Source organism: Nocardiopsis sp. NPDC006832 (assembly GCF_040635885.1).
Classification (GTDB): domain Bacteria; phylum Actinomycetota; class Actinomycetes; order Streptosporangiales; family Streptosporangiaceae; genus Nocardiopsis.
On sequence record NZ_JBEYLC010000008.1, the window covers coordinates 96,123 to 110,815 of the forward strand.

General features: G+C 70.9%; 13 protein-coding genes. All 13 read left to right on the forward strand.

Annotated elements, in window-relative coordinates; genetic code table 11:
* The first annotated feature begins 110 nt into the window (after positions 1 to 110).
* The 13 genes from ABZ717_RS06305 (at position 111) to ABZ717_RS06365 (ending at position 14,613) form a co-directional block, all read left to right on the forward strand.
* Positions 111 to 1,151 carry a LacI family DNA-binding transcriptional regulator gene (locus tag ABZ717_RS06305; protein ID WP_358506457.1) on the forward strand — a complete coding sequence of 347 codons (1,041 nt, stop codon included), beginning with the start codon at positions 111 to 113 and terminating at the stop codon, positions 1,149 to 1,151.
* A gap of 69 nt (positions 1,152 to 1,220) precedes the next feature.
* A complete protein-coding gene (gene uxaC / locus ABZ717_RS06310) occupies positions 1,221 to 2,639 on the forward strand; it encodes a glucuronate isomerase (protein ID WP_358506459.1) in 1,419 nt (472 codons plus the stop codon).
* Complete coding sequence (locus ABZ717_RS06315; protein ID WP_358506462.1) at positions 2,636 to 4,039, forward strand: mannitol dehydrogenase family protein; 1,404 nt, start codon at positions 2,636 to 2,638, stop codon at positions 4,037 to 4,039. The genes uxaC and ABZ717_RS06315 overlap by 4 nt, the downstream gene beginning before the upstream one ends.
* A 53-nt stretch (positions 4,040 to 4,092) precedes the next feature.
* Positions 4,093 to 5,307, forward strand: coding sequence for a D-mannonate dehydratase ManD (manD, locus tag ABZ717_RS06320; protein ID WP_358506465.1), 1,215 nt, complete (start codon positions 4,093 to 4,095; stop codon positions 5,305 to 5,307).
* A gap of 11 nt (positions 5,308 to 5,318) precedes the next feature.
* On the forward strand, positions 5,319 to 5,936 hold the full coding sequence (locus ABZ717_RS06325; protein ID WP_358506468.1) for a bifunctional 4-hydroxy-2-oxoglutarate aldolase/2-dehydro-3-deoxy-phosphogluconate aldolase: 618 nt from the start codon (positions 5,319 to 5,321) through the stop codon (positions 5,934 to 5,936).
* Positions 5,933 to 6,874 carry a sugar kinase gene (locus ABZ717_RS06330; RefSeq protein WP_358506470.1) on the forward strand — a complete coding sequence of 314 codons (942 nt, stop codon included), beginning with the start codon at positions 5,933 to 5,935 and terminating at the stop codon, positions 6,872 to 6,874. Before ABZ717_RS06325 ends, ABZ717_RS06330 begins: the two co-directional genes overlap by 4 nt.
* A 183-nt stretch (positions 6,875 to 7,057) precedes the next feature.
* Positions 7,058 to 8,287, forward strand: coding sequence for an acyl-CoA dehydrogenase family protein (locus tag ABZ717_RS06335; RefSeq protein WP_358506473.1), 1,230 nt, complete (start codon positions 7,058 to 7,060; stop codon positions 8,285 to 8,287).
* 84 nt (positions 8,288 to 8,371) lie between these two features.
* On the forward strand, positions 8,372 to 9,151 hold the full coding sequence (locus ABZ717_RS06340) for a hypothetical protein (protein ID WP_358506475.1): 780 nt from the start codon (positions 8,372 to 8,374) through the stop codon (positions 9,149 to 9,151).
* Between the two features lie 49 nt (positions 9,152 to 9,200).
* Complete coding sequence (locus tag ABZ717_RS06345) at positions 9,201 to 9,851, forward strand: TetR/AcrR family transcriptional regulator (RefSeq protein ID WP_358506478.1); 651 nt, start codon at positions 9,201 to 9,203, stop codon at positions 9,849 to 9,851.
* Positions 9,852 to 9,984: 133 nt separating this feature from the next.
* The gene (locus ABZ717_RS06350) at positions 9,985 to 10,413 is read left to right on the forward strand and encodes a MerR family transcriptional regulator (RefSeq protein ID WP_358506481.1); all 429 of its coding nucleotides are present in this window, start codon (positions 9,985 to 9,987) and stop codon (positions 10,411 to 10,413) included.
* A complete protein-coding gene (locus tag ABZ717_RS06355) occupies positions 10,413 to 11,384 on the forward strand; it encodes an aldo/keto reductase (RefSeq protein WP_358506484.1) in 972 nt (323 codons plus the stop codon). Before ABZ717_RS06350 ends, ABZ717_RS06355 begins: the two co-directional genes overlap by 1 nt.
* Positions 11,385 to 11,715: 331 nt before the next feature.
* Positions 11,716 to 13,581, forward strand: coding sequence for a hypothetical protein (locus ABZ717_RS06360; RefSeq protein WP_358506487.1), 1,866 nt, complete (start codon positions 11,716 to 11,718; stop codon positions 13,579 to 13,581).
* A 9-nt stretch (positions 13,582 to 13,590) separates the two neighbouring features.
* Positions 13,591 to 14,613, forward strand: a complete 1,023-nt coding sequence (locus tag ABZ717_RS06365; protein WP_358506491.1) for an SEC-C domain-containing protein — start codon at positions 13,591 to 13,593, stop codon at positions 14,611 to 14,613.
* The last annotated feature ends 80 nt before the right edge of the window (positions 14,614 to 14,693 follow it).

A 14,693-nucleotide genomic window follows, 5' to 3' on the forward strand; every position in this document is an offset into this window, starting at 1 on the left:
GTTGCCATATGTTGGCGTGCGCTCCACCTCGACGCCCCTCGGCGGCCCATCGTCGGGGGCTCGATCGGCGCACCGATCGAGTGCCACGGCGACCGCGATAGGTTGTGCGCATGTCAGGTGAGGTCTGCGGGAACGACGACCCGGTCGAGCGGCGCCCACCCACGATCTACGACGTCGCCGAGGCCGCCGGGGTCTCGCCGTCCACGGTCTCCCGCGCCTTCTCCCGACCGGGCAGGGTCAACGCCGAGACCGCCGAACGCATCAGGCGCGTGGCCCACGACCTGGGCTACCGGGTCAACCCCCTGGCGCGGTCGCTGCCCGTCGAACGCACCTCGATGTTGGCCCTGGTGGTCGCCGACGCCACCAATCCGTTCCACTTCGACATCATCCGGGGCGCGCAGGACGCCGCCACCAAGGCCGGATACACCGTGCTGCTCACCGACACCCGAGAGTCGGACCTGCTGGAACGCCAGGCGCTGGAACGCACCCTGCCGATGGTCGAGGGCATCGTCCTGGCCAGTTCTCGCATGTCGGACTCCACGATCCGGGTGACCGCCAAACAACGACCGATGGTCGTGCTCAACCGGGTGGTGACCGGGGTGCCGAGCGTGGTGACCGACATCAGTAGCGGGGCCCGCCGCGCCATCGACCACCTGCGCGGACTCGGACACGACAGGTTCACCTACGTCGCCGGCCCGGAGGCGTCCTGGACCGACGGGATGCGCTGGCGGGAACTGCGCGAGGCCGCCCGGGGCGCGGGCCCGAAGGTGCGCCGGATCGGGCCCTTCCCCCCGACCCTCGAAGGGGGAGTGGAAGCGGGGCGTGCGCTGCGCCGCGAACCCACCAGCGCCGTGATCGCCTACAACGACCTGCTCGCCATCGGCCTCATGGGCGAACTGCTCGGGCACGGCCACCGGGTCCCGGAGGACTTCAGCGTCATCGGGTTCGACGACATCTTCGGCGCCCAGCTGGTCACACCGGGGCTGACCACCGTCGCCGCCCCGCTCTACCAGATCGGTTCCACGGCGGTGGGCCACCTGTTGGCGGTGCTCAACGGCGCCCGACCCCAGACCGAGACCCCGCTGGTGGTGCCCACCTCGCTGATCCGTCGCCGCTCCACGGGACCCCACGGAGCCGACCCGGTGGCGTGACGCCGGCCGTCCAGGGCAACTCACGGCAACTCGTTGCCGTCCGTGTGAGGTGGGCCTCAGCATGTGGCCATGACATCAACCGCGCCACTGGCACCGCACCCGGATCGTCTGCTGCCCACGGATCCGTCGGTCCGGTCGATCGCGCGACGGCTCTACCGGCACGTGCGCGAACTCCCGATCCTCTCCCCGCACGGGCACGTCGATCCACGGCTGTTCGTCGAGGACGCGGCCTTTTCCGATCCCGCGACGCTGCTGGTCACCAAGGACCACTACGTCACCCGGATCCTGCACGCCGCCGGGTTCTCCCTCGACGAGCTCGGCGTGGGGCGGGACGATCTGACCGAAGCCGAGTCGCGGTCGATCTGGCGCGCCCTGTGCTCACGGTGGGACGTCCTGCGGGGCACACCGTCCCGGTACTGGCTGGAGTCCGAGCTGTCGGAGATCTTCGGGGTCGAGCAACGGCCCTCGGCGGCCACCGCCGACGCGATCCACGACCGGATCGCGGAGTGCCTGGCCAGGGACGAGTTCCGGCCTCGGGCGCTCTTCCGGAGCTTCGGCGTGGAGGTGCTCGCCACCACCGACGACCCCGCCGACGACCTGCTCGCGCACCGCTCGCTGCGCGAGGACCCCACGTGGAACGGGCGCGTCATCCCCACCTTCCGGCCCGACCGTTACCTGGAGGCCGGCCGACCCGGATGGGTCGAGGACGTGGACCGGCTCGGCGAGGTCGCCGGGATCGACACGGGCGACCACACCGGATACGTCAGGGCCTTGGAGGAGCGCCGCCGCCGCTTCGTCGAGCTCGGGGCGACCTCGGCCGACCACAGCCACTTCGACGTGCGCACCGACCCGCTCGACGCGGGCGAGGCCGAACGGATCTACCGCGCCGCCCGCACCGGTACGGCCACACCGGAGGAGACCACGGCCTTCCGGCGTCACATGCTGCTGGAGATGGCCCGCATGTCCACCGAGGACGGTCTGGTCATGACCCTCCACCCGGGGGTGCGGCGCAACCACCACACACCCACCTTCCGGGCCCACGGACCCGACACCGGCCACGACATCCCCGTCCGGGCGGAGTTCACCGAGGCGCTGCGCCCCCTGCTGGAGCGCTACGGAACCCACCCGAACCTCCACCTGGTCCTGTTCACCCTGGACGAGACCACGTTCTCTCGTGAGATCGCCCCGCTGGCGGGCTTCTACCCGTCCGTGTACGCGGGCGCCCCCTGGTGGTTCCTGGACGCGCCCGAAGCGGTGCGCCGGTTCCGCGGTGCCGTGACCGAGACGGCCGGGTTCACGCGCACGTCCGGGTTCATCGACGACACCAGGGCCTTCTGCTCGATCCCGGCCCGGCACGACATGTCCCGCCGCCTGGACAGCGGATACCTGGCGGGGCTGGTCGCCGAACACCGGTTGGCGGAGGACGAGGCCGCCGAGGTCGCGGTGGAGCTGTGCACCACCATCCCTCGGGGGGTGTTCAAGCTGTGAACCCGTCCAAGGAAGGGGCGGACACGACCGCACGCACCCTCACCCGCGCCGGCCGGCCCGACCTCGAACCCGCACCGGTCCGCATCGTGCACCTGGGCCTGGGCAACTTCTTCCGCGCGCACCTGGCCTGGTACACCCACCACGCCCCGGGGCGCTGGGGCATCGCCGCCTTCACCGGACGCCGGGACGGACCCGCCGACGCGCTGCGGCCACAGGAGGGGCTGTACACACTCGTCACCCGACACGAGGACGGCGACCGCTTCGAGGTCGTGGGCAGCGTCTCCGCCGTCCACTCGGCCGCGGACCACGCCTCGTGGCTGGGCTACTTCCGCTCACCCGACCTGGCCGTGGTCACCTCCACGGTCACCGAGGCCGCCTACCTGCACGTCCCCGGCATCGGACTCGACGTCGACCACCCCGGAGTACGCGAGGACGTCGAGACCCTGCGGCGCGACCCGACGGCCCCGGTCTCCACCGTGCCCGCACGGCTTCTGGCCGGGCTCGCCGCCCGCGCACGCGCCGGGCTGGGGCCGATCACCCTCGTGCCCTGCGACAACCTGCCCCACAACGGCTCCGTTGTCCGCACCGTCGTCCGCGACATGGCCGCGCTCGTGGACCCCGATCTGCTCCCCCTGGTGGAGCGGACCGCCGTCTACGCCACCACCGTGGTCGACCGCATCACCCCGCGCACCACCGACGAGGACCGCGACGCGGTCCTGGCCCGGACCGGGGCGCGCGACGCCTCCCCGGTGGTCACCGAACCGTTCACCCAGTGGGTGATCGGCGGTGAATTCCCGGCCGGACGCCCGGACTGGGAGTCCACCGGAGCGGTGATCACCGACGACGTCACCCCCTACGAACAGTGCAAACTCACCCTGCTCAACGGCGGACACTCCCTGCTGGCCTACGCCGGGAGCGCTCGCGGACACACCACGGTCGCCGACGCCGTGGACGACCCGGTCTGCCTCGGTTGGCTGCGGGAGTGGTGGGAGGAGGCCCGCCCCCACCTCGACCTGCCCGAGGAAGAGATCGGGGACTACCTGGACGCGCTCCTGCGGCGCTGGTCCAACCCGAGGATGCGCCACCTGCTGGCGCAGATCGCCGCGGACGGGTCGGTGAAGCTCCCGGTCCGGATCCTGCCGACGGTGCGGGCCGAACGCGCGCGGGGACGCATACCTCGGGCGGCGTCTCGGGTCCTGGCCGCCTGGGTATGCCATCTGCGCGGCTTGGGCGCACCGGTCTCCGACCCCCGCTCCCAGCCGGCACGAAAGGCGGCCGCCGGCCCGGTCGACGAAGCCGTCCCCCGTGTCCTGGCCCTCCTGGACCCCTCCCTGGCACACGACACCACCCTGGCCGCCGAGGTCGCGCGCCGCGTCGAGGAACTCGACGCCGCTTCGTGAGCGCACACCGCCCCGGTCGCCCACACCACCCCGAACCGAACGAGGAACCGACCATGAAGATCGCCTCAGCGGACGTCATCGTGACGTGCCCCGGACGCAACTACGTCACCCTGAAGATCACCACCGAGGACGGGGTCACCGGCATCGGCGACGCCACGCTCAACGGGCGTGAGCTGTCGGTGGTGTCCTACCTGCGCGACCACGTGTGCCCGCTCCTGGTGGGCCGTGACGCCGGTCGGATCAACGACATCTGGCAGTACCTGTACCGGGGCGCCTACTGGCGGCGCGGACCGGTGACCATGACCGCCATCGCCGCGGTCGACTGCGCCCTGTGGGACATCCTCGGCAAGGTCACCGGACAACCCGTCCACCGGCTGCTCGGCGGGGCCGCGCGCGAGGGCGTCATGATCTACGGTCACGCCAGCGGGGGCACCATCGACGAACTCCTCGACGACGTGGCGGGCTACCTCGACCAGGGCTACAAGGCCGTGCGGGTCCAGGCCGCCGTCCCCGGACTGGACAGCACCTACGGGCTGCACCACCCGGGCACCGGCCACACCTACGAACCCGCCGACGCCGCGATGCCCTCCGACAACGCCTGGCACACGCCCTACTACCTGGACTTCGCGCCGAAGATGATGAAGGCGGTCCGGGACCGGTTCGGCTACGACTTCCACCTGCTGCACGACGTGCACCACCGGCTCTCCCCGCTGGAGGCCGCCCAGTTGGGCAAGTCCCTGGAGCCCTACCGGATGTTCTGGATCGAGGACGCGACACCGGCCGAGGACCAGGAGGCCTTCCGGACCATCCGGCAGCACACCACCACCCCGTTGGCGGTGGGCGAGGTCTTCAACTCCATCTGGGACTGCCGGTACCTGATCGAAAACCGGCTCATCGACTACATCAGGACGTCGGTCTCCCACACCGGCGGCATCACCCACCTGCGCAAGATCTTCGATCTGGCCGACCTGCACGGGGTGCGCACCGGTTCGCACGGTGCCGGGGACCTGTCCCCGGTGTCGTTCGCCGCCGCGCTGCAGCTGGACCTGACCGTGCCCAACTTCGGCATCCAGGAGTACATGGGCCACCTGGAGCCGGCCTCCGAGGTGTTCAAGACCTCCTACACGTTCGAGGACGGCTACATGTACCCCGGCGACGCCCCCGGCCTGGGCGTGGAGATCGACGAGGAGGCCGCGGCCCGTTACCCCTACGAACCCAGGTACCTGCCGGTGAACCGCCGCCTGGACGGCTCCATGCACGACTGGTGAGGGGAACCGACATGACGGTCTCGAACGAGGACGTCCTCGAAGCGTTGGGCGCGGCCGGGATCCTGCCCGTGCTGCGCACCCGCGACCCGTCGCGGCTGAGGGACCAGGTCCACCGGCTGCGCGACTGCGGTGCGAAGGCGGTGGAACTGACCACCTCCATCCCCGGCTGGGACGAGCGGCTCGCGGAATTCACCGAGACGATGCCGGACCTGGTCTGGGGAATGGGCACCGTCACCGAACCGGCCGTGGCCGAACGGGCGCTGGGGCACGGCGCGACCTTCCTGGTCAGCCCCTACCCGGTGCCCGAGGTGCGGCGTGCCGTGTCCGGCTCCGGGACGTTGCTGATCGAGGGCGGCCACACACCGGGGGAGCTCGCGTCGGTCGCCGCCGCGGGGGTCGCCAAGGTGTTCCCCGCACACGTGGGCGGGACCCGATACCTCCGTTCCCTGGCCCCGGTGTTGCCGGGATGCCGGCTGATACCCTCCGGCGGGATCGGCCCGCGAGAGGTGCCGGACTGGACGGCGGCCGGGGCGTTCGCGGTCGCGGTCGGCTCCGCGCTCTTGGAGGTCGACGACCTCGCCGGGCACTTCGCCGCGGCGCGCGAGAAGAGAGCAGAGGTGGAGCGGTGACGCGGTTCCTGGCCATCGGTGAGTGCATGCTCGAACTCACCCACCGCACCGAACGCGACCTACGCCTGAGCGTGGCCGGTGACACCTACAACACCGCCGTCTACCTGGCCCGGAGCACCATGCTCCAGGAGGTGGGCGTGGACTACCTGACACTGCTGGGCGACGACCACTACAGCGACCTCGTGCTGGAGACCATGCGCGGGGAAGGCGTGGGAACACACCTGGTGGGGCGGGTGAGCGGCGCCCAACCGGGGCTGTACCTGGTGCGCACCGACGACGAGGGCGAGCGTTCGTTCACCTACTACCGGTCGCGCTCGCCCGCGCGCGGACTCTTCGGCGAGGGGCACGACCTCGCCGATGGGCTGGGCGGCCACGACGTGCTCTACCTGTCCGCGGTGACCTTGCAACTGCTGACGGACAAGGCGAGGCGGCGCCTGTGGGAGCTCTTGGCGCGGGCGCGTGAACAGGGCGCGCGTGTGGTGTTCGACAGCAACTACCGGCCCGCCGGCTGGCCGAACCGGGAGGCCGCGCGCGAGGCGGTGAGCACGGCCTATGGCCTGGCCGACACGGCGCTGTCGACCTTCGACGACGAGAGGGCGCTGTTCGGCGACGAATCACCCGAGGCGGCGGCCCGGCGTCTGCGTGGCCAGGGGCCGCGGGAGGTCGTGGTCAAGGACGGTGCCCGCGGGTGCGTGGTCCTGGTCGAGGAGGAGACCGGCTCGGAACCGGTGCACGTGCCGGCCGAGGTGGTGGACGAGGTCGTCGACACCACGGCGGCGGGGGACTCCTTCAACGCCGGCTACCTCGCGGCGCGGCTGCGGGGGGAGGGCGCCGTGGAGTCCGCTCGCCGGGCGCACGCGCTGGCCGCCAGGGTCGTGGCCCGGCCCGGCGCGGTGGTCGAGGATCTGGAACTGCCGCCGCGCGGCGCCCGGCCGTAGGCGGTTCGGGGCGGGGTCCCGGTCGAGTCCCAGGCTCGACCGGGACCTTCCTGTTTCCCGAGCCCCGCACTGGTCATTCGGGTGGAGATCGCCCTGGCGTGGGGGAATTCGTGCGTGTTACCGTTGGTAACACACGTAGGCCGTCCCTCCACCCCCGGAGGGTCCGACGAAGGACGTAAGCGCATGAGCGAGGACACCGCCCCCACCTTCAGCCTGGAACCGAGTCAGGACGTCCGCGACGTCCGGGACTGGGCCCACGGGTTCGCCAAGGACGTCATCCGCCCCGCCGGGGCCGAATGGGACGAGCGTGAGGAGACGCCCTGGCCGATCATCCAGGAGGCCGCCAAGATCGGCCTGTACTCCCTGGACTTCTTCGCGAACCAGTGGCTCGAACCCAGTGGACTGGGCATCCCCGTCGCCTTCGAGGAGCTCTACTGGGGCGACCCCGGCATCGCCCTGTCCATCACCGGCACCGGTCTGGCCGCGGTCTCCGTCGCCTCCAACGGAACCCAGGACCAGCTCTTCGAATGGGTGCCGCAGATGTTCGGCACCGCCGACGACGTCAAGCTCGGCGCGTTCTGTTCCTCCGAGCCCGACGCCGGCTCCGACGTCTCCGCCATCAAGACCCGCGCCGTCTACGACCAGGCCAAGGACGAGTGGGTCCTCAACGGCGTCAAGACCTGGGCGACCAACGGCGGCATCGCCGACGTCCACGTCATCGTGGCCAGTGTGGAACCCGAACTGGGCTCGCGCGGCCAGGCGTCGTTCATCGTTCCGCCGAACACCCCGGGGCTGTCGCAGGGTCAGAAGTTCCAAAAGCACGGCATCCGCGCCTCGCACACCGCCGAGGTGGTCCTGGACGACGTGCGCGTACCCGGCTCCTGCCTGCTGGGCGGTAAGGACAAGCTCGACGAGCGTCTGGCCCGCGCCAAGGAGGGAAAGCGCTCCAAGGGACAAGCCGCCATGAAGACCTTCGAGGCCTCTCGCCCGAGTGTCGGCGTCATGGCGGTCGGCACCGCGCGCGCCGCCTACGAGTACGCCCGTGACTACTCCGTCCAGCGCGAGCAGTTCGGCAGACCCATCGGCGACAACCAGGGCGTGGCCTTCCTGCTCGCCGACATGGCCACCCGCATCGACGCCGCGCGCCTGCTGGTCTGGCGCGCGGCCTGGATGGCCCGCAACGGCAAGGACTTCGACAACGCCGAAGGTTCCATGAGCAAGCTCTACGCCTCCGAGACGGGCACCTTCGTCACCCAGAACGCTCTGCGCATCCTGGGCGGCAACGGCTACACCCGCGAGTACCCGGTGGAGCGCTGGCACCGCGACGCCACCATCTTCACCATCTTCGAGGGCGCCAGCGAGATCCAGAAGCTCATCATCGGCCGCACCATCACCGGCCTGCCCGTTCGGTAGAGACGATCTGATCGGGGGGACCCCTCTCGGGAGTGGAAGGGGGTGGGCGCGGACAATCCGGACACGCCCACTACCCTTTGGCGCATGAAACCCGGCAGCGGCACCCCCACGATCACCATCCCCGGCGGATTCAACGGTCCCGACGGGTCCGGCAACGGTGGTTACAGCGCCGGCCTGCTCGCCGAACGGCTCACCCGCGTCGGCGGCACGGCCGTACAGGTCACCCTGCGCACCCCGCCGCCGCTGGACCGGCCGCTGACCGTCGAACCCGATGGAGAGGACGCCCTGCTCCTGACCGGCGACGAGACCGAGGAGTCCGGCGAGACCACCCCGATCGCCGAGGCGGTACGCGTGGCCCCCTTCGACCGCGGCGTGATCCCCGGTGGTCCCGTCTCCGTCGCCGAGGCCGAGAACGCGAGCCGGCTCTACCCCGGGTTCGACGACCACCCCTTCCCGCGCTGTTACAGCTGTGGCCCCGAGCGCCAGGAGGGTGACGGGCTGCGCCTGTTCCCCGGCCAGGTCCTACCGGGCGACGGTCGCGCCAACGTCGGCAACACCGTCGCCTGCACGTGGGAGGTCGACGAAGCGGTCGACGACGGCACCGGCTCCGCCGCGTTCGCCCAGGTGTGGGCGGCACTGGACTGTCCCGGTGGCTGGTCCCACGACATCACCGGACGCCCCATCCTGCTGGGCCGCTTCACCGCCCAGGTGCTCAGCGTCCCGAAGGTGGGCCAGACCACCGTGGTCATGGGCCGGCTGGCGTCGGTGGACGGCCGCAAGATCCACACCGGAAGCGCTCTGTACGACGCCGAGGGCGGTCTCCTCGCCCAGGCCGGTGCGACCTGGATCGCGCTGAGGACCTGAACCCGCCCGGTGGCCCCGCGCCGCCCCGAAACCGCTACGGTGAACCCTTGTGGCCTTCGAAGACATCCGACAGACGGTGCCCGGTGAGAACGACGCCCCCGCCCCCCACCGTGGACGCAACGTGCGTGGACGCGACCCCCAACGGCGCAAGGCCATCCTGGACGCCGCCGATCGGGTGATCCAACGGGAGGGCCACGAGGCCTCCATGCTCGCCATCGCCACCGAGGCGGGCATCAGCAAACCCATCCTGTACCGGCACTTCGGTGACAAGGGCGGCCTCTACCAGGCGCTGGCCCGGCGCCACGTGGACCCGCTCATCGAGCGCATCCGCGCCGAGTTGCACCAGCACACCGACTTCGAGATCCGGGCCCGGGCCACCGTCGGCGCGTACCTGTCGATGATCTCCCAGAACCTCAACCTGTACCGGTTCCTCATGGACCGGGCCACCTCCGAGGACGTGCGCACCCGCAGCGACCTGGGCCTCATGGTCCGTCGTCTGGGCGAGGAACTCGCCGACCTGCTCCTCATCGAGAACCGTATCCAGGGTCGATTGCGCGCCCAGATCGCCGCGCACGCCGTGGTCGGCATGGTCCAGGCGGCGGGGGAGTGGTGGCTCGAACACCCCGAGGTCGGCGAGGACGAGATCATCGAGGACCTCACCGCGGCCGTGGTGGGCGCCATCCGCGGCAGCGTCGACTGACGACGGAGGACCCGGGTCCACCTCATCCGCCGAATCCACCACATGCCGCCCCACCAGTGGTGTTCGGGGTTCATCGACGTTTTCCGGTCGAGGACTTGACCTGGAGCGCGCTCCAGGTCCCATGCTTTGTCCCATGAAGGACTACTTCACCCCGGGCGAGATCGCCGAACGCTTCGAACTCACCCTGGACACCCTCCGCTACTACGAGAAGGCCGGACTGCTGCGCCGCGTCGACCGCGCGCCCAGCGGACACCGCCGCTACCGCGCCGACGACGTCGAACTCCTCCACCTGGTGCGCTGCCTACGCGACACCGACATGCCCATCTCCCGACTGCGCGAATTCGCCGAACTCGTGCGCGAGGGCGACCACACCATCCCCGAACGGGTCGAGGTGTTGCAGAGCCACCAGCACCGACTGAACGCGCACATCGAACAGCTGCGCGAACGCCAGGAGGCCATCCGCCACAAGATCGACTACTACCTCGGGGTGCTCTCGGAGCGTCCCGAACTCGCTCGGCGCCCCGAAGGTTCCATGGACACCCCCGTGAAGGAGACCGGTTGATGCGCTACACCACCATCGGCGACCGCACCGTCAGCGCCCTGTGCCTGGGCGCGATGCAGTTCGGCTCGACCACCGACCCCGACACCTCCCTGGCCCTGCTCGACCGGTTCGTCGACGCCGGCGGCACGTTCATCGACACCGCCGACTGCTACCAGTTCTGGGTCGAGGACGGCCGGGGGCACGAGAGCGAGACCTTACTGGGGCGGTGGCGGCGCGAGCGCGGTATCACCGACGAGGTCTTCATCGCGACCAAGGTCGGCGCCCAGCCCACCATCCCCGGCGCCGGGCTGGAGGCCCAGGAAGGGCTGTCGGCCCAGGCCGTCACCGCCGCGGTCGAACGCAGCAGGCGACGACTGGGCGTGGACACCCTGGACCTGCTCTACGCCCACAGGGAGGACCCCCTCACCCCGATCGAGGAGACCATGGGCGTCTTCGCCGACCTGGTCGAGCGCGGACACGTACGTGAGCTCGGGATGAGCAACCACCGCACGTGGCGGCTGGAACGCGCCCGCGCCGCGACCGAGAACCACGGATGGCCGCGCCCACGCGTCCTGCAGTACCGCTACACCTACCTGCAGGCGCGCGACGAGGTGCCCCTTCAGTCATCCGGGCACAGGTTCGTCACCCCGGAGCTGTTCGACTTCATCCGCTCCGAGGCGTCGCAGGGGCGCGATCACACCCTGTTGGTGTACAACTCGCTGCTGTCGGGCGCCTACACCCGGCCCGACCGGCCGTTCGAGTACGCCTACGATCACCCGGGCACCCCGGCGCGCCTGGCGGTGCTCGACGAGGTCGCCAAGGAGACCGGCGGTAGTCGCAACCAGGTGGTGCTCGCCTGGTTGCTGGATCACGACCCGGCCATCGTGCCGCTGGTGGGGGTCAGCTCGACCGGCCAGCTCGACGAGGTCCTGGAAGGCGTTGACCTGCGCCTGAGCGCCGAACAGCACGAGCGCCTCACCGCCGCGCACTGAGGGTCCGCGCGCAGAACGGGGGAGGGGCCGTGGCCGGAGGGGTTGGAAAGCGCTTTCGGTCACGGCCTCGCGCGGAGCCCGTCCAGACGCTCGCGTCCGGAATCGTGGGAAGCGCTTTCAGCCGCGGGCTCGAAGCAGGGGGCGGCTTCGTCGGGAGGAGAGTGCCCGGTGAAGCCGCCCTCTTCAGGCGAAGCCCTCAACCCTCACAATCGGTGCAAACGTCGCAAAGATGCACGTAGCTCTGCTTTTGCGGTTTCTTGACGCTTGCGACGGATACCTTCCCTAGGGAAGCGCGCGACCGGCCGGGTCGCCAACCCGTGGGAGGGGCCACTTGCCCGAAAGCACAGAGTCGTCCGACCGGCGTTCGGGCGCCGACGACAAGGCCTATGAGCAGATCCACTTCGCCTGGGCCGAACCCACCCTCCTCGGCCGTGTCGGACCCGGACCCGCCGCCACCTCACTGCCCGAACGCGACCAACCGGTCCTGCGCTCCTGGCGTGACCGGCTACTGCCGGCACTCACCGCCGACTACCGGTCCGCCCTGCCGGGCGTCGACCCCGGCGACTACCCCGAGACCCTGTGGGCGCACCACTACCCCGACGGGCAGAGCGCCCTCGTCTACCGATGGCCCGGCGACGTCCGCGAGGCCCACGCCTGGGCCATCGTCGGACCCACCGGCGGGCTCACCCTCTCGCGCATCCTGTCCCTGCACGAGAACCCCAACACCCGACCCGCGCAGAGCCGCCCACCCACACCCGGTTGGGCCACCATGCGCCCCCTGGCCACACCCGACCCCTGGGAACTGACCGCCGCGCCCGGTGCCCTGCGTACCCGCGACCGCCGCGCCGCCGAGACCCGCATCGGCGACGAACCACTCCTCGTCGGCGCGATCGCCCGCGCCCTGGCCCACCCCGACCGGCCCATCCACATCACCCTGGACCCGGAACGCGCCGACCTGTGGCAGGCCACCCAGCTGCGATTCCTCTGGGGCATGCACCGAATCCTGCACGAGGTCCTGACGCCACGGGCCGCGATCCCCGCCGCCGGCTGGAGCTGGTCCTTCTCCACCTACGACCCGGTCCTGGGCGTGGAGGACGGTCCGCACCTGGCCTTCGGGCCACCCGATGGCCCCGCCTCCGCCAAGGGCCCCTTCCGGGACCCGGCCCCGGCCGAGTACCTCAAGGTCGCCGACGGCCTGGTCACGGTCCTGCGAGAGGAGGGCGGCGACGCCCTGGCCCAACACCTGCGTTCCCGGGGTGTTCCCGAGGGGGCCACCTTCGCGGGCCGGCTCGACCGGCTCCACGACTGGCTCGACCCGCGCCCGACGGCGCCCGCCCGGACCGTCGAGCCGCCGGAAGCGGAGGAAGAGCTCCAGGAGGCCCCCGACCCGTTCTCCGACACCGAGGAAGGCCCCGAGGAGCGCGAGTTCCCCGACACCGTGGACCCCCTCGAACCCGAACCGCTCCCCGAGCCTCGGGATGACCTCGAAACGGGCCCGCCCGAATCACCGGAGCCGCCCGAGCCGGAGCACCACCACGAACCGGTCCCGGAATCGAAACCGGCCTGGACCATCGGCGCCTCCTCGGGCTCCACGGCCGCCGAGATCCCCGACCCGGCCCCGGACCCCGAACCCGACCACCCCGAACCCCCCGCCCCCGATCGCCCCGAAGGTCGCACCCCCGCCGACGCCCCACCCCTGCCGGTCCTCGACGAGGCCACCGAAACGGCCGTGGGGGAGGGCGACGAACCCCTCGACTACGCCTCCGAGACCGAACCGGAGGCCGGTGAGGGATACTCCGACTCCGACGACAACTGGCCCACCCACTACGTCGACCTGCCACTGGCCCGCCTGGAACGTTGGCACCGGCGACGCGGCCCCGAAGGCGCCCGCACCGACGTGGCCGACGTACGCGCCGCCATCCGGGCCGAACGCGCCGAACTCGGACGGGTACGCGGTGAACGCGACCATTACCACTCCGAGGTCCAGGAACTACGCAGGGAGATCGCTCGCTTGGACCAGTCCTGGATCGACGCCGACCCCGCCGCCGCGAACAGACGGGGGCGCCGTTGGCCCCGCCATCTGCTCCTGTTCCTCGTCCTGCTGGTGGCCTTCGCCGCCGGCCTGGAGACGGGGGCGCGGGCCGACACCGGCGTCCTCGACCTGCTGCGCGCCATCCCCGGCCTCCCTCTTGGCTAACGTGCTGGTATGACACCCGATGAACCCCGATCGGTCGAGCCCGCCGGCCTCTTCGACCTCGAACCGTGGAAGCCGATCCACCAGCTCGACCTGCCCCAGGAGATCCTCGACGATCTCGACACGAGCGCTCCCGAGGAGACCGGAGAGATCCTCCTGATGGCGAGCGAACTCCTCCTCGCCAACGAGCGTCCGGATCAGGCCCGGCTCCTGCTCCAGACGCTTCATGCCCATCCGCCCACCCCGGAGGACGGCCAGTACGCCCTGTTCGACCTGGTCTGCCTGTATGAGGACGAGGGGAACGAGAAGGAGGCGAACCGGCTTGTGAACGAGGCCGTGAACCCGGACGAGCTGACACCGGGCCCCGCGGCGCTCTTCGCCGAACGGTTCGAGAGCCGGGGTGAGGCGGACAAGGCGCTGCGCTGCTTCAACATCGGAGCACGCGACCACCTGGCGCTCCCGGCCGACGCGATCGCCGACCTGAGCGCCTACGACCTGCTTCCGCTCCAGGGGCGGGCACGGGTGCGGAAGGCGCTCGGGATGCCCGCCGACGAACACGACACGCACACCCTCGCCGCGCAGGAACTACTCCCGGCCGACCCCCTGGGAGTGGGTGACCCGCTCGACGGGCCCCTCGGATACGACGAGGAGGAGCCGCCCGCACAGATCGTCGCCGTTCAGGTGGTCTTCTCCCGCAAGGCGCTGCCCGAGGTCCTCGAACGTGGATGGGTCCGGCTCGAACGGACCGAGGCGACCTACTTCCTCGACGCCGAGCGGGAGCTGCGCGCCGAGGCCAAGGAACGACCGGACGTGCACTTCGTCGTGCTCACCGCGGAGGTGGGTGAGGTGGCGGACTTCGTCGCCCACACCGGACTCGACCCGTGCGACCCGAGAACCCTGATGGCGTGGAGCGAAGCCGAGGTCCCCGACGAGTCGGACCGTCGCCTGCCCTGGCCGCCCGAACGCAACCACACCTGCTGGTGCGCTTCGGGGCGCAAGTACAAGAAGTGCTGTGGATCCCCCTCCCTGCGCTGACCTGCCAGAGCGAGCGCCAAGGGCCGATGACGGGATAATCCGAACCGAATGCCCGTGACGGGAGTCGTACCCCGTTGCGT

What these genes read in the sequence shown, in the direction of transcription:
- uxaC (WP_358506459.1), top strand. Translation starts at nt 1,221, where the DNA reads ATGACATCAACCGCGCCACTGGCACCGCACCCGGATCGTCTGCTGCCC.
- ABZ717_RS06350 (WP_358506481.1), top strand. Translation starts at nt 9,985, where the DNA reads ATGAAGGACTACTTCACCCCGGGCGAGATCGCCGAACGCTTCGAACTC.
- ABZ717_RS06335 (WP_358506473.1), top strand. Translation starts at nt 7,058, where the DNA reads ATGAGCGAGGACACCGCCCCCACCTTCAGCCTGGAACCGAGTCAGGAC.
- ABZ717_RS06355 (WP_358506484.1), top strand. Translation starts at nt 10,413, where the DNA reads ATGCGCTACACCACCATCGGCGACCGCACCGTCAGCGCCCTGTGCCTG.
- ABZ717_RS06305 (WP_358506457.1), top strand. Translation starts at nt 111, where the DNA reads ATGTCAGGTGAGGTCTGCGGGAACGACGACCCGGTCGAGCGGCGCCCA.
- ABZ717_RS06340 (WP_358506475.1), top strand. Translation starts at nt 8,372, where the DNA reads ATGAAACCCGGCAGCGGCACCCCCACGATCACCATCCCCGGCGGATTC.
- manD (WP_358506465.1), top strand. Translation starts at nt 4,093, where the DNA reads ATGAAGATCGCCTCAGCGGACGTCATCGTGACGTGCCCCGGACGCAAC.
- ABZ717_RS06365 (WP_358506491.1), top strand. Translation starts at nt 13,591, where the DNA reads ATGACACCCGATGAACCCCGATCGGTCGAGCCCGCCGGCCTCTTCGAC.
- ABZ717_RS06325 (WP_358506468.1), top strand. Translation starts at nt 5,319, where the DNA reads ATGACGGTCTCGAACGAGGACGTCCTCGAAGCGTTGGGCGCGGCCGGG.